This window comes from Paraburkholderia haematera, assembly GCF_905220975.1.
In the GTDB taxonomy this organism is placed as follows: Bacteria; Pseudomonadota; Gammaproteobacteria; order Burkholderiales; family Burkholderiaceae; genus Paraburkholderia; species Paraburkholderia haematera.
Genome location: NZ_CAJNBK010000001.1, coordinates 25316 through 49224, shown reverse-complemented (window position 1 = coordinate 49224; position 23909 = coordinate 25316). Strand labels below are relative to the sequence as shown.

Here is a 23909-nt window from a genome sequence, read left to right as displayed (position 1 = left end):
ACGTGCGGGCTTTGCATTTTCAAACTAACTACACACTCAACCGTTCAGACCACTCCAGCTCCATGCGCCTGCAGATCGGCGTGGTAGCTCGAGCGAACCATAGCGCCCACGGCTGCGTGCGTGAAGCCCATCTTGTACGCTTCTTCTTCGTACATCTTGAACGTGTCCGGATGCACATACGAGCGCACCGGCAGATGGTGCTCCGAAGGCTGCAAATACTGGCCGATCGTCAGCATGTCCACATTGTGCTCGCGCAGATCGCGCATCACCTGCAGGATCTCTTCTTCGGTTTCGCCAAGGCCAACCATCAGGCCCGACTTGGTCGCGACGTCCGGATGCAGCGCCTTGAAGTCCTTCAGCAGCTTCAGCGAATGCGCGTAGTCCGAACCCGGGCGCGCTTCCTTGTACAAACGCGGTACCGTTTCGAGGTTGTGGTTCATCACGTCGGGCGGTGCGGCGTTCAGAATGCCGATCGCACGGTCCAGGCGGCCGCGGAAGTCCGGCGTCAGAATTTCGATGCGCGTTTCCGGCGACAGTTCGCGCGTCTGGCGAATGCATTCCACGAAGTGAGCCGCGCCACCGTCGCGCAGATCATCACGGTCCACGCTCGTGATCACCACGTACTTCAACTTCAGCGCGGCGATGGTGCGAGCCAGATTGCCCGGCTCATCCACGTCGAGCGGATCGGGGCGGCCGTGGCCAACGTCGCAGAACGGGCAGCGGCGCGTGCACTTGTCGCCCATGATCATGAACGTCGCGGTGCCCTTGCCGAAGCATTCGCCGATATTCGGGCAGCTCGCTTCTTCACAGACCGTGTGCAGGTTGTGCTCACGCAGAATCTGCTTGATTTCGTAGAAGCGCGAATTGCCGGTGGCCGCTTTGACACGGATCCAGTCAGGCTTTTTCAGCTTTTCGATCGGGACGATCTTGATCGGAATACGGGCGGTTTTGGCTTGTGCTTTCTGTTTCGCGGTAGCGTCGTAGGCAGCGGCGGTAGCCGGCACGGCGTCGGGGGCGGGAGAAGCTGCGAGGTTCGCGGTAACGTCAGTCATTCGTTCGGTCCAGTCAGGCGGTAAGAGCACCGGCCTGCGGTTGGGCGACGGCCGCGGGACTGCCGTCGAGGTTTGCGGTGAGGCATGCTGCAAAGGTACGGGCCACCTCGTCCCAGCCGGCGGCAACGCCCAGCGCTGCCATATCGACTGTTTCGAGCCCCGCATAGCCGCATGGATTGATGGCCAGAAACGGCTGCAAGTCCATGTTCACATTCAGGCTCACGCCGTGATAGCTGCAGCCGTTGCGGATTTTCAGACCCAGCGCGGCAATCTTGGCACCGGCATGCAGCCCGGCGTCCGGCCCGGGCGCCACGTAGATACCGGGGGCGCCCGCCTTGCGTTCTCCGGCGAGATTATACGCCGCGAGGGTGTCGATCACGGCCTGCTCGATCCGCGTGACCATCTCGCGCACCATCAGCTTGCGCCGGCGCAGGTCCAGCAGCAGGTAGGCGACGACCTGCCCGGGCCCGTGATAGGTGATCTGGCCGCCCCGGTCGACCTTGACCAGCGGAATGCCGCTATCGGCAGCCAATAGATGCGCCGGGTCGCCGGCCTGGCCGAGCGTAAAGACGGGAGGATGTTCGACCAGCCAGATTTCGTCGGGTGTATCGGCGGTGCGCGCGTCGGTGAACGCGCGCATCGCTTCGAAACTGGCTTCGTAGGGTTCGTTGCCAAGCCAGCGCAGCGTAAGCGGCGCCGTGGCGGGCAAGGGAGACGGGGAAACCGGGGTGGCACACATGATCCCGACAGTTTACCGAAATCTGGGAAACCCCGCCGGACGTGCCGGCACGCCGCGCGATTGGCAAGCATTAGATTCGGCGTTGCCGTCGCGGCCGTTCAGTTGCGGCGCCGGTTCGCCGTCGCTGAATGGCCCCACGGCATCGTCACACCGTGCGCCAGCCCCCACGCATACGGGCCGCCAGCCGTTCGCCGACCCGCGCGAGCCAGTTCAGCGCACGTTCGTCGCAGCGCGTCGGCACCGAAAAGGCCACCTTCGCATGCGTGCTGCCCTCAGCGCTCAACCACAGCCGTTCACCGCGCCGCAGCCGCAGCGTGTGGCCGGGCTGCAGCCAGTAGTCTTCGGTGTCGTCGCTGCGCGTGACCCACACCGCGCCGCCGTGCACTACCAGCTTGGTGCTGCGTGCTACCTTCATAGGAATGGTTTCGCCGCTGCGGATTTCAAACCCGATGCTAGAGGAAATTTCTCGCATGATGCCCTCGCCAAAGTTCGTTTCATGGCTACAATCGTAGGCGTAGCAAGGGTTTACGCAAAACGATCTATTTTCACCTCTATGTGAGAAATATTGCGATGGACCTCCGGCAACTACCCCCACTGAACGCCATCAAGGCGTTCGAAGCCGCCGCCCGCCACGAGAGCTTCTCGCGCGCAGCAGACGAACTGTTCGTCACGCACGGCGCCGTCAGTCACCAGATTCGCGCGCTCGAAGCAGAATTGGGCGTCACGCTGTTCGCCCGCGACGGCAAACGCGTCCGGCTCACGGACACGGGTCGCCGCTACGCCACGCGCGTGCGCGCCGGGCTGACGGCGCTTGTCGACGCCACCCGCGAAATCCGCGCCGGCGATCGCGAGCGGCGCCTGGTCGTTTCCATGCTGACTTCGTTTGCGGCGCGCTGGGTGACGCCGCGCCTCGGCAGCTTTATCGAGGCGCATCCCCAGTGGGACCTCGAACTGCTTTCCACCAACGCGTTGACCGACTTCGCGCGCGACGACGTCGACGTGGCGATCCGCTTCGGCTACGGCAAATATTCGGGGCTGCACGCGGAGTTGCTGCTGGAGGAGATCTTTTTTCCAGCCTGCTCGCCGAATTTCAACGGCGGCAAGCTGCCGCAAACGCCCGCCGACCTGGCCAAAGTGCCCCTCCTGCGCTCGGACGACGAACTCTGGCGCCCGTGGTTCGACGCAGCCGGCCTCGCCGACTGGCCAGAACCGAAGCGCGGTGTGCTGTATCAGGATTCGTCGAATCTGCTGCAGGCGGCCATCGACGGTCAGGGGGTCGCGCTCACACGCCGTTCGTTGGCGATGCACGAGATCGCAGCAGGCCGCCTTGTGCGGCTATTCAATGTGGATGGGCCGAGCCCGTGGCAGTACTACTTCGTCTGCCCGCCGCAGATGCTCGAAACCGCGCGCGTCAAGGCGTTCCGCGCCTGGGTATTCGAAGAAGTGGGACGGTTCAAACAGCTTTTCGAGCAAGCTTGCGAGGCGGGTCCTGAAGCTTGCGCCGATCTGGCGGCGGACGCCTTGCGCGTCACGCCGTAAACACAAAGCCTGGCGTTAAAGCACCACCTTCACCATCGGATGGCCGGTGAGCGCGCGGTAGATATCGTCGAGCTGCGCCTGGCTCGTGGCGCGCACCGTGACCGTCAAACCCGTGTAATTGCCGCCGCTGGACGGTCGCGTTTCCACACGTTCGGGGTCGACTTCGTTATCGAACTGCCGAACCACCGTGACCATCGTCTCGGCGAACTCGGGATGCGACTTGCCCATGATCTTGATGGGAAAGTCGCACGGAAACTCAAGCAATGATTCTTTCGCGGGATTCACTTTCTACTCCTTGCTGCGCTTCGTGCGCTTCGTGCGCTTCGTGCGCTTCCTTGGCCTTGGCACGCTGATAGGCCGCGTACAACGCTGCAAACACGGCGCCCGGCTTGCCGTTGCCAACCGGCTGACCGTCGAGCTGCGCGGCGGCGCGTACAGCGCGCCGTCCTTCACCATCCAGATATCCGAAGACGAACCCTCGGTCAGCATGCCGTCGCCGAAAATAAAACCGCGATCGAGAACCGGGACGCGCGCTTCGGACCTAGGCACCCGCTCGCCGTTCAGATAGGCGATCGGGTCGAGCGAAACGTCGGAAACAGCGGACATCGCCCTTGGGCTCTTACTTCTTCTTGTTGAACATCAGCATCAGCGAATCCCACACACGGCCGACCACGCCGGCTTGCGGCACAGCCTGCAGCGCGACGATCGGGAATTGCGCCAGCACCTTGCCGTCGGCCACGAGCTTCGCGGTGCCGACCTGCTGACCGTTCGCAATCGGCGCGATCAGCGGATCGATCTGCTCGATCTGCGGCTTCACCTTGTCGCCCATGCCCTTCGGCACGGTGATGTACTGATCGCCCTTCACGCCGATCTGCACAGTGTCTTGCGCACCCTTGTAAACGCGCGGCGTGCCCACCACCTGATTCGCCTTGTACAGATGCACCGTGTCGTACGCGGTGTAGCCGTAGTTCAGCATCTTCAGGCTGTCCTGCACGCGGTCGTGCTCCTTGGTCTCGCCCATCATCACCGAGACAAGACGGCGCGACCCTTCGGTCGTGCCCGGCAGCGAACGCTTCGCGCTGGCGATCAGGCAGTAACCGGCGGCTTGCGTGTGACCGGTCTTCAGACCGTCCACCGTCGGGTCGATCCACAGCAGACGGTTGCGGTTCGGCTGCTTGATCTTGTTGTACGTGAATTCCTTGACCGAGAAGATGTTGTAGTAGTCGGGGAAGTCACGGATCAGACGCGCAGACAGCACCGCGAGGTCGCCCGCCGTGGTGTAGTGCTGCGGGTCGGGCATGCCGTTCACGTCGGCGAAATGCGTGTTCTTCATGCCGAGCTTCGCCGCTTCGGTGTTCATCATGTTGACGAACTGCGCTTCGCTGCCGCCCACCAGTTCGGCCAGCGCGATCGCCGCGTCGTTACCCGACTGGATGATCATGCCGTACACCAGATCGTGCACGGTCACCGGCTTGTTCGCTTCGATGAACATGCGCGATTCGTCGGTGCGCACGCGGCGCACCGCTTCGCTCGGCATTACCGTCTGGTCCATCGTGATCTTCTTCGTCTGCAGTGCTTCGAAGACGAGGTACGCGGTCATCAGCTTGGTCAGCGAGGCCGGTTCGACGCGTTCGTCGGCATTGCCCGATGCGAGCACCTGATTGCTGGTTGCATCGACAAGCACCCACGAGCGCGCATTCACCGCGGGCGGCGGCACTTGTGCGAACGCCGTGCTGGCCACGAGCGTGGCCGGCAACACGATGCCTAGAGTCACGGCACGGCTAAGCGTAGAGGGAACGAAAGAAGAAACTGACGGGAATGACGTGCGGCCGGAGGTGGAGAAACGCATAGGGTCGATTCGTGCGGAAAAATACATCGCGCGCAGGGCGCATAGTTTTGAGGAGCCGGTCGGCGAGCGTCAGGCCGTAAAAAAACGGCACGGCGCCCATTGGACTTCCGGCCACGCGATCGGTTCGCGCAGCACGCCTCGCATCCGGCACCGCTGCGCGCGAGAATGAAGCTACGCGTCGCGCGAACTGCCGGGTGGGCGATGCTGCGCCCAAAAAAGAGCGCCCATTATACGCGCGCTATCCTGGTATCTTTGACCAAAGGGTGGCGATTAATTTGCGTTTGCGCGTACCTGTACCCCGGAAAACACACGCCGCGCGCTCGTCAACGCCACGCGTCGACAATGATCCGCTTCAGGACGTGCAGCTTGCGATGCAGAAAATGCTCTGCCCCCGGAATCACGACGACCGGCAATTCCTGCGGTCGCGCCCAGTCGAAAACCGACTGAATGGGAACGGTCTCGTCGGTTTCACCGTGAATCACGAGTGTGTTTTCCGGCACGGGTGCGACTTCCCAACGGCTCGCCGCGGTGCCGACGAACACGAGCCGCTCGATCGCCTGACCTTCTTCGCGTAGCTTCGCGGCTACGTGCGACAGCACAAAGGTGCCGAACGAAAAACCCGCCAATACGAGGGGCAGATCGCCCTGCCCGGCTTGTGCGCGCATATGATCGAGCACGGCGCGCAGATCGTCGCGCTCGCCGATGCCGGCGTCATGCTCGCCTTGCGTTTCGCCGACACCCCGAAAATTCGAGCGGTACGTCACGTAGTTCAACTGCACAAGCGTGCGCGCGAGTGTCTGCGCGACCTTGTTGTCCATCGTGCCGCCGAACAGCGGATGCGGGTGCGCGACCAGTGCGATGCCGCGCGGCGCGGCGCCGGTTTCACGCATGTCGTCGGGCAAATCCAGCGCGACTTCGATCTTGCCGACCGGGCCGTCGATCAGATACTTCTTCGTATGTGCATTCATGACGAGGCTTATTGATCGATTTTCAGACGCTCGACGATCTTGCCGTTCACGAGGTGCGAATCGACGATTTCATCGATGTCGCTCTCGTCGACGTAGGTGTACCAGACCCCTTCCGGATAGACGACGAGCGTCGGGCCGAGTTCGCAGCGCTCGAGGCAACCGGCCTTGTTGATCCGCACCTGGCCGGGGCCGGCGAGGCCGAGTTGCTTCACGCGTTTTTTCGCGTACTCCTGCATCGCCTGTGCGTTGCAATTCGCGCAACTCGGTCGCTCCGCGCCGGGTTCGCGCTGATTGAGGCAGAAGAAGACGTGGTACTTGTAGAAGGAGTCCATGATGTCCGGAGGCGAGACTGTAAGAGTAGGAATGGCGCTTGAGGCGCTGCGGCGCTTCAGGTATGCGGACGATTATAGCGAGCGGGGCCGGCGGTCGCTGAATGGAGAGCACACGGCGGTTCGCCGGCCGGCCGGGGTTGCAGCGCACTTTCCGGCGTGCGTCCTGCGCCGCTTCGCACGACTCATCTGGCTGCGCGCATGCACTGCGCCCTCCCTTCACGTGTACCTCAGGCGCGCTTCACGCGCCGCTTGAGCCACACCTGTTCGACGAGATAGGCGAGCCACACCAGCGCCGCATACGGCCAGATCCACGCGATCCAATGTGCGAGACCATTGAAGTGCAGATACCGGCCCTGGCGCCAGTCGGCCAGCACGGCATCGAAATACGGATTCACCGGCAGCAGGTTGACGAACACCAGCGCCACCGCGAGCGCACCGGCCGCGAGCGCAGCACGCACCGCGCGCCGCAAGCGCAGCGTCAGCAGTGCTGCCACCGTGCCGCACGCGAGCCCTGCCAGTGCGCCGGGCGTCGCCCAGTCGAAGGCGAGGCCGGATTGCGATTGCAGAAAGGTCGCGCCCGCCTTGACGCACAAGGTCGCGACAATAAACACGATCAAGAGGCGCGCGAGCGGCGCATGGCGGCGCACCGTCAGCGAAGCCAGGACGAGTGCCCCAAACAGATTGAGCGTGGTGATGACGGCTTCCCAGGCGTCGTCCGGCAGCCAGGCGGCAACCAGCGCCGGCCACGCGCCGACGTGCCAGGCCGGCGGCGTCCATGCGAGCAAGGCGTCTTGCGTCGTCGAATCGAAACGCAGCCAGAGTTCGCGCGGCCAGTTGCCGAGACCGAAGAGGCGCGGCGCCGGGTACATCGTTGCGAACGGCCACAAGGCGACGAGACACGCGAGCGCCGCCCTGTCGCGCTCGAACCAGAGGAGCCGCAAACGCCGCAGCAAGCCGCGATCGAGCAATGCGTCGGTGGCCGGCGACATGATCGCCGCGCCGAGCAGCGCGCCGAGCGCATTGGCGGCCAGATCGAGGTTGGAGGCAACGCGCGTCGGCAGATAGGTTTGCACGGCTTCCATCACGCCCGACAACAGCCCGCCAAGCAAGAAGGCCAAGGCAACCGCCAGCGGGCCGCGCCAACGCGGATACACCGCGAGCACCATCAGCGCGCCGAATGGCATATAGCCCAGCACGTTCGTGACGACGTCGAACGCCGTCAGGTACTGCGGCATGGGATCGGACAGATAGGCAAACGGAGCGAGGCCAAGCGAACGCCAGCCGGAAAACGGATACCACGAACCGTAAACGATCAGCGCCGTGTACAGCCCCAGCGCCTGGCGGGCAAGCGCCGAAGGACGGCGCTGCCAGGGCTTCACGCTCATGCAGCGCTCCGTTGCGTGCGCTGCAGGCCGGTCATTGCGCGGCGACCAGCGCCTGCACGCCGAGCCAGGCGCCGATCTGCGCGACGAGATCGTCGCTGGCCGCGGCGAGCGCCTGCGCGCCGCCGGCAGCGTCCGCCGAACGGGACGGCGCACGCGCGATGAAGGTGCGCTGACCGATCACCTTACCGCTTTGGGTCAACGTGACGCGCACGGTGACCGCAGCGTGGCTTTGCGACTGGCTATCGAAGACCTGCTCGAACTCGCTCAGATCGACCTTCAGGACCGGGGCGTGCACGCCGTCGGCGCCCGTCAGCACGGTGCCACGCGAACTGAGGGCGCCGCGCAGACGCTGGGTCAGCAATTGCGACGGCGCCATGGTCCAGTGGCTATTCGCGTACGACGCCGTCTGCTGGGCGTCGGCGTAGCTGAGCCGGTAAATCAGCTTGTTGGATTCCAGGTTGGCGGATGCGGTGACATCGAGCACCTTCACCGCCGGCAGCGTGCCGGCCGAGGCCGCCGGGGCCGGCGGCCCGAGGTCGTAGCGGATATCCGAGATCGCCGCGGGGTTGCCGGCGCAGCCTGCAGCCAGCACGCCGAACGCGAGCAGCATCGCAAGCGCGGCACTCGAGGACAACAATCGGTGAATCGAGCGTGACATAACCATGTTCCTTCTTCAAAACCTTCAATTCATTTCATTGGGCGACGTGCGTAGCGGCGCGGGCGGCCGGCCACGTAAAGCCGGCTTCGCCAGGGCCCGGCGTCGCGCCCGGCGCACCGAACAGCACGCTGCGCGGATTGGTGCTGAACGTGTCGGCCGCGCGGTCCACTGAACGCGCCGCGGAGCGCACGTCTTCGGCGAGCGAATTGACGCGCGGCAGCGTGTCATAACCGACGCGCGCCGACAGCTCCTGGATCGAACTGTCCATCGACGCCAGCGCATCTCCCGCTTGCTGCGCCGCTGTCCCGACCTTGTTCAGGTTGGTCTCGAACGGCCCGTCCGGGCGGTTCAGACTGGTGATCAACTGATTGGTCGATGCCAGCGTGCGATCCAGTTCGTTGATCGTGGCGGGCAGCTTGCCGGCTGCCGGCGCCATCTGCTGGGTCAGCGTGGCGACACCGTCGGCGGCTTTCTGGATGCTCGCCGCCGTGCCTTGCAACTGGCTGACCATTTCCGGCGACAACAGATTGTCGACGTCGTCAGTGACTCTTTCGAGTTTGCGTATCAGGACGTCGCCGCGCTGCTGCAACTGATCGAGCAAGCCCGGGCGCATCGGCAATTGCGCCACCTGTTTCGTCGACGACGCGAGCGGCGTCGGATCGCGCCCACTATCATCCAGCTGGATGAAGGCGATCCCCGTCACGCCCTGGAACCCGAGGCTGCCGAACGTGGAGTGCGTAATCGGCGCGTGCGTGTCGACCAGAATGCGGATCAGAATCTGCCCCGGATGATCCCGGTCGAATTTGATCGACTGCACCTTGCCGACGTCGAGCCCGCGATAGCGCACCGCCGCGTCGGTATAGAGCCCCGTGACGTTGGTGCGCGCGATCAGATCGTATGGCACCCGCACGGAACGATCGACGTTGAACAGAAAAGCCGCCACCGCGATTGCAGCCAGCAAGGCCACCGTGAAGATCCCTGCCCAGAAGGCATGTGATTTGTTTTCCATTGTCAGGTTCCCTGGTTCACAGCGGCAATTCGGACGATGCCGATTCGAGCGCGGCGCGCGGCAATTTCGCGCGGCGTTCCGGCGGCAGCGCCTGCAGCGCACGACGCCCGCGCAGGCCGAGGAAATATTCGCGGATAAACGGATGGTCGACGCCCGCCGCCTCCTCGACCGGCGCGGCGACCAGCACCTTGCGATCCGCCAGCACGGCGACGCGGGTGGACAGCGCGATCATCGTGTCGAGATCGTGCGTGACCATCACCACCGTCAGACCGAGCGCGCGATGCAGCGCGGAGATCAATTCGACGAACTCGTCGGACGCCTGCGGATCGAGGCCGGCGGTCGGTTCGTCGAGAAACAGCAACTCGGGCTCGAGCGCGATGGCGCGCGCAATACCCACCCGCTTGATCATCCCGCCTGAAAGCGCCGACGGCATCTTCGACGCATGCTTGCACGGCAGGCCGACCATCTCGAGCTTGAGCATCACGATGTCGCGCAACAGGTCGGCGGGCACCTTGCCCAGTTCGCGCAACGGCTGCGCGACGTTGTCGAATACCGAGAGCGAAGAGAACAGCGCGCCGCGCTGAAACAGCATGCCGGAGCGGCTGCGCATGAGCAGCGCGTCTTCAGGCGAAATGGTGGCAATGTCCTGACCGAACAGCTTGATGGTTCCCGACGACGGCCGTTCCAGCCCGAGAATCTGCCGCACCAGCGTGGTCTTGCCCGAACCCGATCCGCCGACGATCGAGACGATCTCGCCGCGCCGCACGTCGAAATTCAGATGCTGATGCACGATGTTGCGGCCGTAACGCTTGGTGATGTCGATCACCTCGATCACCGGCTCCGCGATCTCGGGCATCGGTTGGCCGCGTACGGCCTGGGTGAGTGGCGCGATCATCCTAGCCCCACGTTCTGGAAGAGGATCGCGAACACCGCGTCCGCGAGAATCACGATGGTGATCGAGGTCACCACCGAGGTCGTCGTGCCTTCGCCGAGACTTTGCGAATTGGCCTTGATACGGAAACCGAAATGACAGCCGACGATGGCGATCAGCATGCCGAACGCGACGCCCTTGCCCAAGCCGATCCACAGATTCGCCACCGGCACGACGCCGGGCAAGGCGCGCGCGAAGTAGCTCATGTCGATGCCGAGCACAATCTTCGCGGCGAGCGCGCCGCCGGTCAACGCGATGATATTGGTCCACATGACGAGGAGCGGCATGGCCACGCCGAGCGCGACCACACGCGGCAGGATCAGCCGCAGGCCGTGCGGGATGCCCATCACGCGCATGGCGTCGAGTTCCTCGGTGACGCGCATCACGCCGATCTGCGCGGTGATCGCCGAACCCGAGCGGCCCGCCACCAGAATCGCCGACAACACGGGCCCCAGTTCGCGAATCACCGACAGCCCAAGAATGTTGACGATGTACTGATTCGCGCCGAAAAGCCGCAGTTGCTGCGCCGACAGATAGCTCAGCACGATGCCGATCAGGAATGCGACCAGCGCGGTGATCGGCAAGGCCTTGGCGCCGGCGTTATAGACGTTCGCGGAAATCTCGGTCCACGGCGTGATTTTCGGCTTGCGCAGAATCGCGAGGAGATCGAGCACGACCTGCCCGAGCATGCCGAATCCGCCGTACAGATGCTCGAAGAACGAGAAGATAGCCAGACCCAGACGGGTGAACGGATCGAACCTGGTCACCGGCTCGACCTTTTCGCGCACTGTGTCGAGCAGCGCGATGCGCTCGAAAATGTCGCGTTGCGTATCGGTGAGCGTGGTGTCCGGGGGCATCTTGTGACCCCACACGCGCCACAGTGCCTGGCCGCCGACGTGGTCCATCCGGTCGATGCGCGACAGGTCCCACTGACGGATGCCTTCTGCATTAGTCAGCGAGCGCAATAGCGGGATCACGTGGCCGGTGGCCTTGTCGCGCGCGAGTGCGAGCGCCGTCCACTGGCCGGAGAGCCGGACGATCTTGCCTTGGCTGCCAGCCGCGACTTCAAGGCCGGGCGGAGTGTCGTAGTTCAAGGATCGCTGCAATCTGGTTATCGGATTAGGGGTCATTGTAACGAAGGCGGGGCGGATGAACCGTGCTCGCGGGCTCACAGCGTTCGCTGTCGCTACAATATGAGACATGAACGCCTCCAAGACCCCACCCCAAGCCGCTGCGGCTTCCGATTGGCGCATCGACCGCGAGCGTGCCGTCGCACTATTCGGTCCGCACGCGCATGACTGGCCGATCGAAATCGTCGAGGAAACCGGCTCGACCAACGCCGACCTGATGACGCGCGTCAAGGCATTGCCGCGCAAAGCCAATGCGCTGCCGCGGCCGATCGTGCGGGTCGCGTATCTGCAAACCGCGGGCCGCGGCCGCCGTGGCCGCCCGTGGTATGCGGAGCCGGGCAACGCGCTGCTGTTTTCGGTGGCGTGCGTGCTGCCGCGCCCGCTCGAAGGGCTGGCGGGTTTGAGCCTCGCGATTGGCGTGGCGCTGGTCGACGGGCTGCGCGCGTTGCCGGTCGCGGGTCCTGGACAGATCGCACTGAAGTGGCCAAATGACGTCCTGCTCGAAGGCGACAAGCTGGCCGGCATCCTGATCGAAACCGCGTGGAGCACGGATGACGCGAGCGCGGTCGTGATCGGTATCGGCACCAATGTGAAGGGCGCGGACGAACTCGCCGCCAAGGTCGGCGCGCTGAACGCGAACGTGCCGGCGCAAGCACGCGGCACCGTGCCGACCGCGCTGCAACGCGCGCAGCCGAATGCGAACCTCACCGATACGCTGGCGGCGGAACTGAACGCACTCGAACCCGCGTTGCAGCGCTTCGGCGCAGAAGGCTTCGCACCTTTCCAGGCGCGCTGGAACGCCGTGCACGCCTACGCGGGCCGCGAAGTCGTGCTGCTGGAGCAAGGTCAGGAGCTGGCGCGCGGCGTGGCAGCGGGCGTCGACGAACGCGGGCAACTGCTGCTCGACACGGCGGCGGGCCGTCTGACCGTTGCGACCGGTGACGTCTCGCTGCGTCTGGCCGACGGTGCTGCATGACGAGCAGCGCGCCTTCTCTGTTGATCGACGCGGGCAATAGCCGCATCAAGTGGGCGCTGGTGCAGCCGGACGGCACGCAAATCGCGGCCGGCGCCCTCGCGCACGGCGGCGCTGACCAGCCTGACTGGTCGAATTTGCCGGCGCCGGGCGGCGCATGGTTATCGAACGTTGCGGGCGAAAGTGTCGCGGCACGGATTGCCGCGCTACTCGACGCTCACTGGCCGCACCTGCCGCGCACGACGATCCGCGCCTGCGCCCAGCAATGCGGCGTGACCAATAGCTACACGACACCGCATGCCCTCGGCAGCGATCGCTGGGCCGGCCTGATTGGCGCGCACGCGGCGTTTCCCGGCGAGAATCTGCTCATTGCGACATTCGGCACGGCGACCACGCTGGAAGCGTTGCGCGCGGACGGCTGCTTTGTCGGCGGCCTGATTGCGCCGGGCTGGACCTTGATGATGCGCTCGCTAGGCGAGCACACCGCGCAACTGCCGACGCTCGACGCCAACGCGGCGCGCGGCCTGCTCGACCCGGACGCCTCGTCTGATCGAGACCGTCGCGGCCCGTTCTTCGCAACCGATACGCCGCGTTCGTTGTCGGCCGGCTGCACGTTGGCGCAGGCCGGATTGATCGAGCGCATGTGGCGTGATTTGCAGGACGAATGGCAGGTGCCGGTGCGCCTCGTGGTGAGCGGCGGCGCCGTGGACGAAGTGACAAGCGCGCTAAAAGTGCCGCATACTCGCCACGATTCGCTGGTGCTGTCGGGGCTTGCACTGATTGCCGCCGAACGCGCGATGGAACACGACGCCTGAGTCGCGGCCATACGGATAACCGCGGGATAACGGCGGCCGAACTTATCGACGGGGAAGACTAACGATGCTGCGCTGGCTAATCGCCATCTTGTTTCTTGCCAACATGCTGGCATTCGTCGCAGTGCGCGGCGTTTTCGGCCCGGCGCCCACAGCCGGCAACCGCGAGCCGAACCACCTGAACCGCCAGTTCCATGCGGAGTGGTTGAAGGTGCGACCCGTCACGGCAGCCGAAGCCGCCGACCAGGCGGTCGTGGGCGGCCCGGCGCCAACGGCGCCGATTGCTGCATCGGCGCTGCCGCAATAACGAAGCGGCGGCGGGTGCCGGAGGTAGAGCCGAGCGCCCGCACTACGGGTTCGCCGCGACGAAGATAAGAACGCACCGCCCGGACAAATACCTCACCCTTGCGCGCGAACCTTCTTCAATAGCGCGGTGGTCGAGCGCTCATGCTCGAAGGGAATCGCCAAAGCCTTGCCGCCCCATCCCCGCACAATGGCCGACTCGGGCAAAACATCCATGTCGTAGTCGCCGCCTTTGACGAGCACGTCCGGCCGCAGCGCCGAAATCAGCTCCACGGGCGTCTTTTCGCCAAAGCACACCACGTAATCGACGCTCTCCAGTGCCGCCAGCAAAGCCATCCGATCGGCCTCGTTATTGATCGGCCGGTCGTCCCCTTTGCCTAGCATGCGCACTGACGCATCGCTATTCACGCCGACGATCAGGCAAGCGCCGAGCGCTTTGGCGTCGGCAAGATAAGTCACATGCCCGCGATGCAGGATGTCGAACACTCCGTTGGTAAATACAACCGGCGCAGGCATCGAAGCGCGAAGCTTCGCCAGCGCGTCGCGCGTAAAAATCTTGCGTTCAAAAGTGGCGGCCATGATGGAGTCGCGAAGAAAAAAGAAGTGCCGCCACGATACACGGCGACAGGCATGAAGCAAAACGGCCCAGCAAGCTCACGCCTGCCGGGCCGTTCGTAAATCCTTCAACCGACTAAACCATCAAGCCGGCTGTTCAGCCGATTTCTGATCGGCCTGCAGGCGCGTAACCACTTCCTTGCGATAACGGTTCAGTTCCTGCGCCGTATTGAACGTGCGCTCGAACAGAATCGACAGGTTGTGCAGAATCCGCTCGACCACTTTCTTTTCCCAGCCGTCGTCGAAACGGATCTGGTCGTCGAGCCAGCGCTCGAGCCATTCCGGATCCGGCAGACGCGATTGAATCGTGTCGCGCGGGAACAGGGCCTGATTCACGTGCAGGTTGGTCGGATGCAGCGGCTTTTCCGTGCGGCGCGCCGATGCCATCAGGACGCCGATCTTGGCGAACGCAGCACGCGCGATGTCGCCGGTTTGCACCATGGCTTTCTTCATGTAGCGCAGATACGCGCCGCCATGACGCGCTTCGTCGCGCGAAATGGTTTCGTAAATGGCCTTGATGACCGGCTCGGTGTGCCATTCGGCAGCACGGCGATACCAGTGATTCAGGCGGATTTCGCCGCAGAAGTGGAGCATTAGCGTTTCGAGCGGTGGCGCCGGATCGAATTCGAAGCGCACGGCGTGCAGTTCTTCTTCGGTCGGACACATTTCCGGCTTGAAGCGGCGCAGATATTCCATCAGCACCAGCGAATGCTTCTGTTCTTCGAAGAACCACACGCTCATGAATGCGGAGAAATCGCTGTCGTGATGGTTGTCACGCAAGAACATTTCCGTGGCGGGCAACGCCGACCATTCGGTGATCGCGTTCATCTTGATCGTCGCTGCCTGCTCGTCGGTCAATAGCGATGCATCGAACTTGTCCCAGGGAATGTCTTTCTCCATGTCCCATCGAACGGATTCGAGCGATTTATAAAGTTCCGGATAAAGCATGGTGTTCATAGTCCCACCCCTGTTCTGCGCATACTGTCTGTGTCTGTTACTACTACGTGTAGCAATTTTGCTGATGACGAACGAAACGCACCGTTTTGTGCATCGTTTATCGGCCAAGCATTCAATTTTACGCGGTAATCGGCCGCCCAGACGCATTGGGCAACAAAGAAGTCCAGCCGTTTGCGTGGCGCCGCCAACCAGAAGTTACGCGCTACGCGGCCAACCGTGGGTGAGGGATACCCTATGCCTGAGGTCGAGCCAGTTTGCGATGATTCCGCACCGCCCAACCCTGCGCCGGGTGTACCGGCGGCGAATGGAGCAAGGGCGGCTGGATTGGTTGTTTTCAGCGCACGCCCAAAAGCCAAATGAAGCTTACACAATGATAGCACGCTGACTTTACGGATCCCGTGCACTAGAAGACGCATTTCCGCTGCCAGATTGACGTCTCTCAATAAACCGTCCGATTCGCGGAGTGTCGCCGACGATCGGGGTCAAAACCATGACAGGCGGCGAATTTGCATCGTTTGGCTGCGTTTGCACCGCCGGTCCGTCAGGTTTTGCACCGTCGTCGCATGGATCGGCGGCCTGGCTTCATTTCTACCGTTAAACGGTCTTCTTCGTCGCTCGCGGAGCGGCGCTCGAACTGCCTGCGCGTTTCGCGGACGTTGAAGTCGACGTCGTGGCCCGCTTCGCTGCCGGCCGTTTGGTGGCGGGCCCTGAGTCTGCGGCCGCCTCGTCCGGCGCATCAGCGGCATCCCTCGCAGATGCCGAAGCCGCTGCGGGCGAGTCCGTCGCCGAACCGCCTGATGCGGCGGCTGCCGCGGCTGGCTGTGTCATCGCGAACTGGGCGATCTGATTGAACTGCGATTGCAGCAGATTCCACCAGGCAGAGGCGTCGAACGGTGGCGTGGCGGCGGCCTCGCCTTCGTCGGTTGCCGGCTCGGCGGCGGCCGATGAGTTCGCACTGCTCGAAGCCGAAGCCGTCGCCGGATGCGGCCAGCCAGTCGGCCCAGGGCTCGGCGCGGCAGTGGCGGAAGCCGGCTGCGCCATCGACGACTGCGCGAATGCGCCGAACGCACGCAGCGTCGCGAGCGTGGCGCGTTGCACTTCGAGCGCCTGAATGGCGGACTGCAGCATGTTCAGATTGAGCTTGAGCCACTGCTCCACTGCGCGCATATCCTTGATGCGCTTGTCGAGTTCTTCGACGTTGGTCAGCGGCGCCATCATGTCGGACATCATCGACAGCGACGGCCCGAGGCTGCTGCCAGCCTGCGCGCCTGAAAACGCCGAGCTGAACGGCGAGAGACGCATCATCCCCCACATCTGTTCGAGCATTTCAGCGGGCGGAAAACCGGGGAAGCCGGGAAAGGGCGGCGTGGTGCCAGGTGTATCGGTCATGCTTGTCGCCTCGCTGCATAAAGGGAAGGAAATAGCGCCGTCCCGCGCGCGTCCGGTTCGATCATACCGCGCGTGGCGCTGCGAACCACGCCTGGTTCGGGCTGCTGTTCGCCCCACCCGCGCGGCACCTCACGTGCCGGCTGGCGGGGCTTTGCGCACTACGCGCCAGTCTCCGGATTCAGGAACGTTCACCACCGGAGTGGCCACCGCCCGGCGTCTGGCGCGGCCGCCCGCTCCACGGGTCCGCGCCGCCAAAATCCGGTGGACGCCGCTCACGCAGCGAACTCACGCCTTCGCGCACATCCGGCCCGGCGAAACCCATGAATTCGAGTGCCAGCGAGGTATCGAACGCCGGCCCCGCCGAGCGCAGCCAGTTGTTCAACGCGTACTTGGTCCAACGAATCGCCGTTTGCGAGCCGTGGGCCAGTTTCTGCGCGACCTCGAATGCTTTGGGCCGCAAATCGTTTTCGTCGACGGCGAGCGAGACGAGGCCAATCCGCTCGGCCTCCTCGCCGCTCACCGGCTCGCACAACAGCAGGTAATACTTGGCCTTCGCCATGCCGCACAGAAGCGGCCAGACGATGGCCGCGTGATCGCCGGCGGCAACGCCCAACCGCGTATGACCATCGATAATTCGCGCCGACTTCGCCGCAATCGAGATATCGGCGAGCAGTCCGGCCACAAGCCCCGCGCCGACCGCCGGGCCATGCATCGCCGAAACGATCGGCTTGCTGCAATTGATCACGTTGTAGACCAGATCGCGCGCCTCGCGCCACACGCGTGCACGGACGTCGAAATCGGTCGCCATGTCTTCGACCAGTTGCAGGTCGCCACCGGCCGAAAAACCCCTGCCCTCGCCACGAATGATCGCGACCCGCGTGTCGGGATCCCGATCGATATCGCGCCAGATTTCTGCGAGCTCGAAGTGCATCCGCGCGTCGGCCGTAGCCAGCCCGCTTTTGTTCGCGCCCTCGCCGCTCATCACGACTTCGAGCACGCCGTGCGGATGGCGGTGCAATTGCAGCGACTTGTAGTGCGCGTAGAACGCGTCGTTACTGTGTGGTGCTTGAGACATGGTGAGCAGTCCGTCTATCTGGTGAAACCGTCGCCTTAAGGGTACATCCGGCACATCCGCGCGCTATGTCAGCGCAAACCCGGTGCAAACGCGTTACGGCTGATAAACCCACTTCGCATTCTTGATTTCAACCATCACGCGCGCCCGTTGATCCAGTCCGAGGTGATCGGTGGCGCTCATGTTGACCACCCCGTTGCTATCCGCGAGACCGCGCGTCGCTTCCAGCGCGTCGCGCAACGCATGGCGGAATTCCGGCGTGCCGGGCGCGGCCGCCTTAAGCGCGATCGGCACCGCGTTGCCGAGCAGCATGCCGGCGTCCCACGTGTACGAACCGAAGGCCGACACGCTACCCGGTCCGCGCAATGCCTCGAAGCGCGCGATGTAGTCGAGCGCGAGACGTTTGGCCGGATGGTCCGCCGGCAATTGCGCGGCAACCAGCACCGGGCTCGCGGGCAGGAAGGTGCCATTGCAATCGGCGCCGCACACGCGCAGGAAGTCGTTATTGCCCACCCCGTGATTGTGATAGATCAGCCCTTTGTAGCCGCGCTCGCGGAGCGTTTTCGGCGGCAGCGCGGCGGGTGTGCCGGCCGCGCCAACCACTACCGCGTCCGGATGGGTCGCAAGAATCTTCAGGACCTGACCGGTCACGCTCGGATCGGTACGGTTGAAGCGCTCGCTCGCCACCACGTCGATGCGATGCAGTTGCGCGAACTTGGCAACTTCAGTGTAGAAAGTTTCGCCGAGCGCGTCGGCCTGGCCGATGAACGCGATCGTTTTGACGCCGTGCGCGCTGGCGTGCGCGGCGATCGCCGAGGCCATCATCGCGTCGGTTTGCGGGGTTTTGAATACCCAGTGGCGTTTTGCATCCACGGGCTCAATGATTTTTGCCGACGAGGCGAGCGAGATCATCGGTGTTTCGCCATCCGCGACCACGTCGATCATCGAGAGCGAATTCGGTGTGATCGAAGATCCGATGATTGCGTCGACGTGATTCTCCGAGATCAGCTTCTTGGTGTCCTGCACTGCCTGCGTGGTGTCGGACGCGTCGTCGAGCACGATGTATTCGACACTCTGCCCGCCGATCTGTTTGGGCAGCAGCGTGACCGTGTCGCGCGCGGGTATGCCGAGTGACGCGGCCGGCCCGGTCAGCGACAGCACGAGGCCGATCTTCACCTGCGCAAGGGCGATGGCGGGTAGCGCGGCACATAGCGCGGCGGCAAGGCGGGCAAGCCCGCGCCGTGATGGTGTTGCGTGCACACTCGATGGGCGAGCGTCCTGGGTTCCTCGCCGGTTTCCCTGTTCGAAGGATTCAAATCGCGGCATGCTGTCTCCTCACGTCGGTTTTTCGTTTTGATGTACCGCCGATGTGCTGCTTGTGCCCTGCTCACGTGCGGCTTCGTCTCGGCTTCGTGTCGATTTGGCGTCGGTTTGACAATCAACGCGCAGCCGCTGCCCCGAGCCTGCCGGCGCGCCAGTCAGTGTAGCGGCGCGTCGTGGCATCGGCATCGGGCTAAACCCTTTCGTCAACGCCGAAGCCGTGTGCGGACGCGGTCCCGATGCCGCGTACCGCACAAAGCCGGCGGCTTAACGTGGCACCTTAGCTGGCACCTTAGCTGGCACCTTAGCTGGCGCCTTAGCTGGCGCCTTAATCCAGCGGCGCGATGCCCTGATCGATCGAACCGAAAATCGACTTGCCGGCTTCGTCGAACATCTCGATCTTCACGGTATCGCCGAACTTCATGAACTCGGTTTGCGGCGCGCCGTGCTCGATCGTCTCGAGGCAACGCTTCTCGGCGATACAGCAATAGCCGCGCTTCGCGTCCTTGTTCGACACCGTGCCCGAACCGACAATCGCGCCGGCGCGCAGGTTGCGCGTTTTCGCCGCGTGCGAAATCAGTTGCCCGAAGTGGAACACCATGTCGGTGCCGGCGTCAGGCTGGCCGACCTTTTTGTTGTTCCAGTGGACGATCATCGGCCGGTGCAGGCGCCCTTCGCGCCAGCTCTCGCCGAGTTCGTCGGGCGTCACCGCCACCGGCGCGAACGACGTGGCCGGCTTGCTCTGGAAAAAGCCGAAGCCCTTCGCGAGTTCGGCAGGGATCAGATTGCGCAGCGATACGTCGTTGACGAGCGTCACCAGACGCACGCTCCTGAGCGCCTGATCGGGCGTGGCGCCCATCGGCACGTCGGAGGTGATCACTGCGACTTCCGCTTCGAAGTCGATGCCGAATTCTTCAGATGCGCACAGCACATCGTCTTTCGGGCCGATGAAGTCGTCGCTGCCGCCTTGGTACATCAGCGGATCGGTCCAGAATTCCGGCGGCATTTCCGCGCCACGCGCGCGGCGCACCAGTTCGACATGGTTCACGTACGACGAACCGTCGGCCCACTGGAACGCGCGCGGCAGCGGCGCCATGCACGCTTTGGCGTCGAACGTGAAGGTGTTGCGCGCGCGGCCCTGGTTGAGCGCGTCGTACAGGTCCTGCAGTTGCGGCGCGTAGAAGGCCCAGTCGTCGAGCACGCGCTGCATGGTGGGCGCGATCGCGTCGGCGACGGCCGCGGTGTGCAGGTCGCGGGACACGACGATCAACTGACCGTCGCGCGTGCCGTCCTTCAGCGTGGCAAGTTTCATAGAGGAGTGAACCGTTAGTGACGATAGAAGGAATCTATTCTACGATGGTGAATCGGCGCGACCCAAGTGCTCGTGCCCGGCGGCGGTTTGCGCAACGTGGCGGCATCGACGTCGAACCCGGCCTCGAACCCGACTTTGAGGACCGATTGCCGGGCCTCGTTGTCGGGTTGACCATAAACGCCGTTGCCGGGCCCGGCCGGGAACCTCCGTCCAGTTTCCTTTTCCCACTGTCTTTTGAACGTTAAACGCGCTCCATGCGCCTCGCTCATGCCTCCAATTGCTCGCACCGGCGCGATCCGTACGGACTCCGACTCCGCTGAACCGCACGAAGCGCCCGAATCCGATGAAGAAAGTGTCGAGACGGGCGAAGAAAAGCTGCGCTCCGGCATCCAGTCGATCGAAGTCGGGTTCAGATTGCTCGACGTGCTGACCCACGAACCGCGCGCGATGATGCTGCGCGATCTGGCGCAGCGCGCGGGCATGAGTCCGGCGAAAGCGCACCGCTACCTGGTGAGTTTTCTGCGCCTCGGCGTGGTGGCACAAGACCCGCTATCGGGCCGTTACGAGCTGGGCGGATTTGCGTTGCAATTGGGGCTCGCGCGGCTTGCCCGCGTGGACGGCGTGAAGCTCGCGCGCATTGCGCTCGCCGAACTGCGCGACCGTCTCGATCTGACGGTCGGCATCGCGGTATGGGGCAATCAGGGGCCGACGATGGTCCACTGGATGGAATCGAGTCATCCGGCCAAGGCGTCGCTCAAGCTCGGCGACGTGATGCCGCTGCTCAGTTCCGCCACCGGTCTGCTGTTTGCCGCCTATCTGCCGCCGAGCAAAACCGCCGCAATGCTGGAGCGCGAACTGGCCGATTCGCGCCGCTCATCGCATCTGGGCGGCCCGCGCTCGCCGGACGAGGTCGAGCGGCTGCTGGCCGACGTGCGGCAACACGAAGCAGCGCGTGTCGAGGGCATGCTGCTGCCGACCATCCACGCGTTCTGCATGCCGGTGTTCGACTCGACCGGCGATCTCGCGCTCGGCCTGATTGCGCTCGGTCATGAAGGCGCGTTCGATATCCGCTGGGGCGGCGAGATCGATACGGCGCTACGCGAATGTGCGCAGAAGCTCTCGTACGAGCTCGGGTATAGTGCGACGCCGCGCTGATGCGCTGAGTTGAGGAACACTGTTCGCCGGCGGGTGGTCGAACCCGTTCGCTGCCAGCTCAGTGCCCGGGTCTGACGCCGTTCACCGCTGCCGCCACGTAGGGGCGCTGGACGTGTCCCCACCCATCCCGTTACCGTCCACCCGTTCAAATTCATTCGTCAATGTCTTCACCGTCTGCCACCCGCCGCTCTGATCGCACGCCGCCCGCTGGGCCGCGCGCCGGTTTGCGGGTGTGGCGATGGATTGCGGTTCTGCTGGTAGTGACCGTTCTGCACTGGATCGCGGCGCAATGGGTCGAGCGCAACCGCGCGACGCTGAACCCATCGGACAACCAGCATGTGCCTGTGCAGGTCGCACTGCTGACACCTGAACGTATCGAGCGCAAACCCGCCGACGCGCAGCCAGCCGCGGCGCCTGCTCCGGCGCACAAGGCCGTCGCGAGCAAGCCGCGCGAACACGTGTTGACGGCGACGCAACCGGCAAAGCAGGCACCCGCGGTCACGGCCGCATCGGATGCCGCGGCGAGCGCATCGGCCGCAGCGAGCGCTACCGACGCCAATGCCAATGCCAATGCGAGTGCAACCGCCACCGGCACAGCCAGCGCCCCTGCCGCCGCCAGCGCACCCAAAGCCGCAGCGGGCGTGAAGTTCTCCGTTCCGCCATCCGGAGAACTGCAGTACGACACGTTCTACAACGGCGTGCGCAATCAGCCCGGCACAATTCACTGGTCCAGCAACGCACAGAGCTACGAGATGGTCGTTTCCGTGCCGCTGCCGTTCGTCGGCACATTCGTGTATTCGAGCCACGGCCGGATCGACGCATTCGGCCTCGCACCGGATCAATACATCGAAAAACGCGGCCGTCGCCCGGAAGACGTGGCGATCTTCAATCGCACCGACAAACAGATCGCCTTCACGCGCACCCCCGCCACGCTGCCGCTGCCCGACGGCGCGCAAGACCGTTTCAGCATGGTGATGCAGCTTGCCAGCCTCGTGCGCGGCGACCCCGCCGCGTACAAGCCAGGGGTGACGCGGCAATTCTTTGTCGTCGATAACGACAGCGGCGAGAACTGGCCAGTCGAGACGATCGGCGACGAGACCATCCGCACCGCGCAGGGTTACCTCGAGACGCGCCACTTCAAGCGATTACCTCGTCATGACGGCGATCTACGCCGCATCGACGTATGGCTCGCGCCGTCGCTCGGCTGGCTGCCCGCGCGAATCATGCAGACCGAGCCGAACGGCACGCAATTCGAACTGGTGTGGCGCGGCAAGCTCAACGCAGACAGCGCCGAAAGTACCAATGGCTCTAGCAGCTCTAGTGGCAATACTTCGCCTGACATGCCGGCAAGCCAGCCGCCCACTAACGTTCCCGGAACAACGACGGAAACCGCTCCCGCTTCGTCGGACGATTCGACCGTGTCCGGCAACCCGGCCGAAAAGTCCTGAACTCCAGCAGGGTCTCGAACAGATCGTTGAAACTTCCGCGCCGGCGCTCACTCGCATATTGAGCGACAACCGTTCGCGCGGCCGCCACGTTATAGTGAAGGCGGGAGAAGCGCGCAACCGGCTCTTTCCACTGCGTTCCCCTTCAAGGAGCCCGCATGCAAGTGAAAATCAACGGCATCGAGACGCGCTATGTGCTGAGCAATGAAGGCGGCGGCCCGTGGCTGACGTTCATTCACCAGCTCGGCGGAGATCTGTCTGTGTGGGACCCACTCGCCGGCTATTTCCGCGGCGACTTCACCGTGTTGCGCTATGACCTGCGCGGCCATGGCAAGACCGCGGTATCGAGCGAGCCTTTCGGCATTGCCGATCTGTCGCGCGATCTCGCCGCGCTGCTCGATGCGCTCGGCGCGCCCACCACACATCTTGTCGGCATGTCGATGGGCGGCATGATTGCGCAGCAATTCACACTGGACCACCCGTCGCGCGTCGACACGCTGACCGTTGCCGACACCACGGGCGGCACGCTCCCCGACGGCCGCGCGCTGTGGGATCAACGCGCGGCGGCGGCCCGCACGGAGGGTATGGCATCACTGGTGCCCGCGACAATGAGCCGCTGGCTAACGCCCGATTTTCAGGCTGAGCATCCCGAAGCCGCCGAGCAGATCCGCGACGTGCTGACCCATACGTTGCCAGAAGGCTACGCCATGGCGTGCGAAGCGCTGCGCGATTTCGATGTACGCAGTAAGCTGGGAACAATCCTCCGTCCAACCTTAACCGTGGCGGGGCGCCACGACACGGGCACGCCGCCTGCTGCAACGCAGGCAATTGCAGACGCCATCGAAGGCGCACAGTTCGAACTCCTCGATGCCGCTCATCTTGCGCCCATCGAACAATCTCACCGTTTTGCTGCACTGCTTGAAACGTTTCTTGAAAGGCCGGTCTAACCGGTAGGTTCGGAACT

At 64.1% G+C, this 23909-nt stretch carries 25 protein-coding genes and 1 pseudogene; 7 read left to right on the top strand and 19 right to left on the bottom strand.

Features of this window, described 5'->3' with window-relative positions:
- Nucleotides 1-44 precede the first annotated feature (44 nt).
- The 3 genes from lipA to KHO23_RS00235 all read right to left on the bottom strand — a co-directional run bounded on the left by lipA (nt 45) and on the right by KHO23_RS00235 (nt 2263).
- Nucleotides 45-1052, bottom strand: a complete 1008-nt coding sequence (gene lipA / locus KHO23_RS00245) for a lipoyl synthase (protein ID WP_211608600.1) — start codon at nt 1050-1052, stop codon at nt 45-47.
- Nucleotides 1053-1065: 13 nt separating this feature from the next.
- Entirely contained in the window at nt 1066-1791 is a 726-nt protein-coding gene (lipB, locus tag KHO23_RS00240; RefSeq protein ID WP_211608599.1) for a lipoyl(octanoyl) transferase LipB, read from the bottom strand.
- Nucleotides 1792-1936: 145 nt separating this feature from the next.
- Entirely contained in the window at nt 1937-2263 is a 327-nt protein-coding gene (locus tag KHO23_RS00235; RefSeq protein ID WP_211608598.1) for a DUF2917 domain-containing protein, read from the bottom strand.
- 98 nt (nt 2264-2361) lie between these two features.
- Between KHO23_RS00235 and KHO23_RS00230 the strand changes: the two genes are divergently transcribed.
- Nucleotides 2362-3330: a transcriptional regulator GcvA gene (locus KHO23_RS00230; protein ID WP_211608597.1), complete on the top strand. Its 969-nt coding sequence runs from the start codon at nt 2362-2364 to the stop codon at nt 3328-3330.
- A 15-nt stretch (nt 3331-3345) separates the two neighbouring features.
- On the opposite strand, the gene KHO23_RS00225 is transcribed toward KHO23_RS00230, so the two are convergent.
- The 10 genes and pseudogenes from KHO23_RS00225 to KHO23_RS00180 form a co-directional block, all read right to left on the bottom strand.
- Nucleotides 3346-3615 carry a DUF493 family protein gene (locus KHO23_RS00225; protein ID WP_201072189.1) on the bottom strand — a complete coding sequence of 90 codons (270 nt, stop codon included), beginning with the start codon at nt 3613-3615 and terminating at the stop codon, nt 3346-3348.
- Nucleotides 3587-3825: pseudogene (locus tag KHO23_RS00220) on the bottom strand (D-amino acid aminotransferase); the annotation flags it as partial. The gene KHO23_RS00225 and the pseudogene KHO23_RS00220, both read right to left, overlap by 29 nt.
- A 124-nt stretch (nt 3826-3949) precedes the next feature.
- Nucleotides 3950-5179 (bottom strand): D-alanyl-D-alanine carboxypeptidase family protein, encoded by a 1230-nt coding sequence (locus KHO23_RS00215; protein ID WP_211608596.1) that lies wholly within the window; start codon nt 5177-5179, stop codon nt 3950-3952.
- Nucleotides 5180-5502: 323 nt separating this feature from the next.
- Nucleotides 5503-6147 carry an alpha/beta hydrolase gene (locus tag KHO23_RS00210; RefSeq protein ID WP_211608595.1) on the bottom strand — a complete coding sequence of 215 codons (645 nt, stop codon included), beginning with the start codon at nt 6145-6147 and terminating at the stop codon, nt 5503-5505.
- An 8-nt stretch (nt 6148-6155) separates the two neighbouring features.
- A complete protein-coding gene (locus KHO23_RS00205) occupies nt 6156-6479 on the bottom strand; it encodes a (2Fe-2S) ferredoxin domain-containing protein (protein ID WP_211608594.1) in 324 nt (107 codons plus the stop codon).
- A gap of 227 nt (nt 6480-6706) precedes the next feature.
- Complete coding sequence (locus KHO23_RS00200; protein ID WP_211608593.1) at nt 6707-7864, bottom strand: VanZ family protein; 1158 nt, start codon at nt 7862-7864, stop codon at nt 6707-6709.
- A gap of 31 nt (nt 7865-7895) precedes the next feature.
- On the bottom strand, nt 7896-8522 hold the full coding sequence (locus KHO23_RS00195) for an ABC-type transport auxiliary lipoprotein family protein (RefSeq protein WP_211608592.1): 627 nt from the start codon (nt 8520-8522) through the stop codon (nt 7896-7898).
- A 34-nt stretch (nt 8523-8556) separates the two neighbouring features.
- The gene (locus KHO23_RS00190; protein ID WP_211608591.1) at nt 8557-9531 is read right to left on the bottom strand and encodes an MlaD family protein; all 975 of its coding nucleotides are present in this window, start codon (nt 9529-9531) and stop codon (nt 8557-8559) included.
- Between the two features lie 16 nt (nt 9532-9547).
- Nucleotides 9548-10426: an ABC transporter ATP-binding protein gene (locus tag KHO23_RS00185; protein WP_115781701.1), complete on the bottom strand. Its 879-nt coding sequence runs from the start codon at nt 10424-10426 to the stop codon at nt 9548-9550.
- Nucleotides 10423-11556 (bottom strand): MlaE family ABC transporter permease, encoded by a 1134-nt coding sequence (locus KHO23_RS00180; protein WP_211608590.1) that lies wholly within the window; start codon nt 11554-11556, stop codon nt 10423-10425. The genes KHO23_RS00185 and KHO23_RS00180 overlap by 4 nt, the downstream gene beginning before the upstream one ends.
- Nucleotides 11557-11662: 106 nt before the next feature.
- Between KHO23_RS00180 and KHO23_RS00175 the strand changes: the two genes are divergently transcribed.
- The 3 genes from KHO23_RS00175 to KHO23_RS00165 all read left to right on the top strand — a co-directional run bounded on the left by KHO23_RS00175 (nt 11663) and on the right by KHO23_RS00165 (nt 13684).
- Nucleotides 11663-12568, top strand: a complete 906-nt coding sequence (locus KHO23_RS00175) for a biotin--[acetyl-CoA-carboxylase] ligase (RefSeq protein ID WP_211608589.1) — start codon at nt 11663-11665, stop codon at nt 12566-12568.
- Nucleotides 12565-13380 (top strand): type III pantothenate kinase, encoded by an 816-nt coding sequence (locus KHO23_RS00170; protein ID WP_211608588.1) that lies wholly within the window; start codon nt 12565-12567, stop codon nt 13378-13380. Before KHO23_RS00175 ends, KHO23_RS00170 begins: the two co-directional genes overlap by 4 nt.
- Before the next feature lie 64 nt (nt 13381-13444).
- Entirely contained in the window at nt 13445-13684 is a 240-nt protein-coding gene (locus KHO23_RS00165) for a hypothetical protein (protein ID WP_120297474.1), read from the top strand.
- A gap of 92 nt (nt 13685-13776) precedes the next feature.
- Here KHO23_RS00165 and rfaE2 read toward each other — a convergent pair whose 3' ends face one another.
- From rfaE2 to KHO23_RS00135, 6 genes are all read right to left on the bottom strand, one after another.
- Nucleotides 13777-14259: a D-glycero-beta-D-manno-heptose 1-phosphate adenylyltransferase gene (gene rfaE2 / locus KHO23_RS00160; protein WP_211608587.1), complete on the bottom strand. Its 483-nt coding sequence runs from the start codon at nt 14257-14259 to the stop codon at nt 13777-13779.
- A gap of 120 nt (nt 14260-14379) precedes the next feature.
- Entirely contained in the window at nt 14380-15252 is an 873-nt protein-coding gene (locus KHO23_RS00155; RefSeq protein ID WP_211608586.1) for a ferritin family protein, read from the bottom strand.
- Between the two features lie 594 nt (nt 15253-15846).
- Entirely contained in the window at nt 15847-16641 is a 795-nt protein-coding gene (locus tag KHO23_RS00150) for a PhaM family polyhydroxyalkanoate granule multifunctional regulatory protein (protein ID WP_211608585.1), read from the bottom strand.
- A gap of 178 nt (nt 16642-16819) precedes the next feature.
- Nucleotides 16820-17716 carry an enoyl-CoA hydratase/isomerase family protein gene (locus KHO23_RS00145; protein WP_211608584.1) on the bottom strand — a complete coding sequence of 299 codons (897 nt, stop codon included), beginning with the start codon at nt 17714-17716 and terminating at the stop codon, nt 16820-16822.
- A gap of 93 nt (nt 17717-17809) precedes the next feature.
- Nucleotides 17810-19039, bottom strand: coding sequence for an ABC transporter substrate-binding protein (locus KHO23_RS00140; protein ID WP_211608583.1), 1230 nt, complete (start codon nt 19037-19039; stop codon nt 17810-17812).
- A 322-nt stretch (nt 19040-19361) separates the two neighbouring features.
- Nucleotides 19362-20345, bottom strand: a complete 984-nt coding sequence (locus tag KHO23_RS00135; protein ID WP_211608582.1) for a fumarylacetoacetate hydrolase family protein — start codon at nt 20343-20345, stop codon at nt 19362-19364.
- A gap of 267 nt (nt 20346-20612) precedes the next feature.
- Here KHO23_RS00135 and KHO23_RS00130 point away from each other — a divergent pair, with 267 nt between their 5' ends.
- The 3 genes from KHO23_RS00130 (at nt 20613) to KHO23_RS00120 (ending at nt 23892) form a co-directional block, all read left to right on the top strand.
- Nucleotides 20613-21500 carry an IclR family transcriptional regulator gene (locus KHO23_RS00130; RefSeq protein ID WP_211608581.1) on the top strand — a complete coding sequence of 296 codons (888 nt, stop codon included), beginning with the start codon at nt 20613-20615 and terminating at the stop codon, nt 21498-21500.
- Between the two features lie 161 nt (nt 21501-21661).
- On the top strand, nt 21662-22948 hold the full coding sequence (locus tag KHO23_RS00125) for a DUF3108 domain-containing protein (RefSeq protein WP_211608580.1): 1287 nt from the start codon (nt 21662-21664) through the stop codon (nt 22946-22948).
- A 155-nt stretch (nt 22949-23103) separates the two neighbouring features.
- Nucleotides 23104-23892, top strand: a complete 789-nt coding sequence (locus tag KHO23_RS00120; protein ID WP_211608579.1) for an alpha/beta fold hydrolase — start codon at nt 23104-23106, stop codon at nt 23890-23892.
- Nucleotides 23893-23909 lie beyond the last annotated feature (17 nt).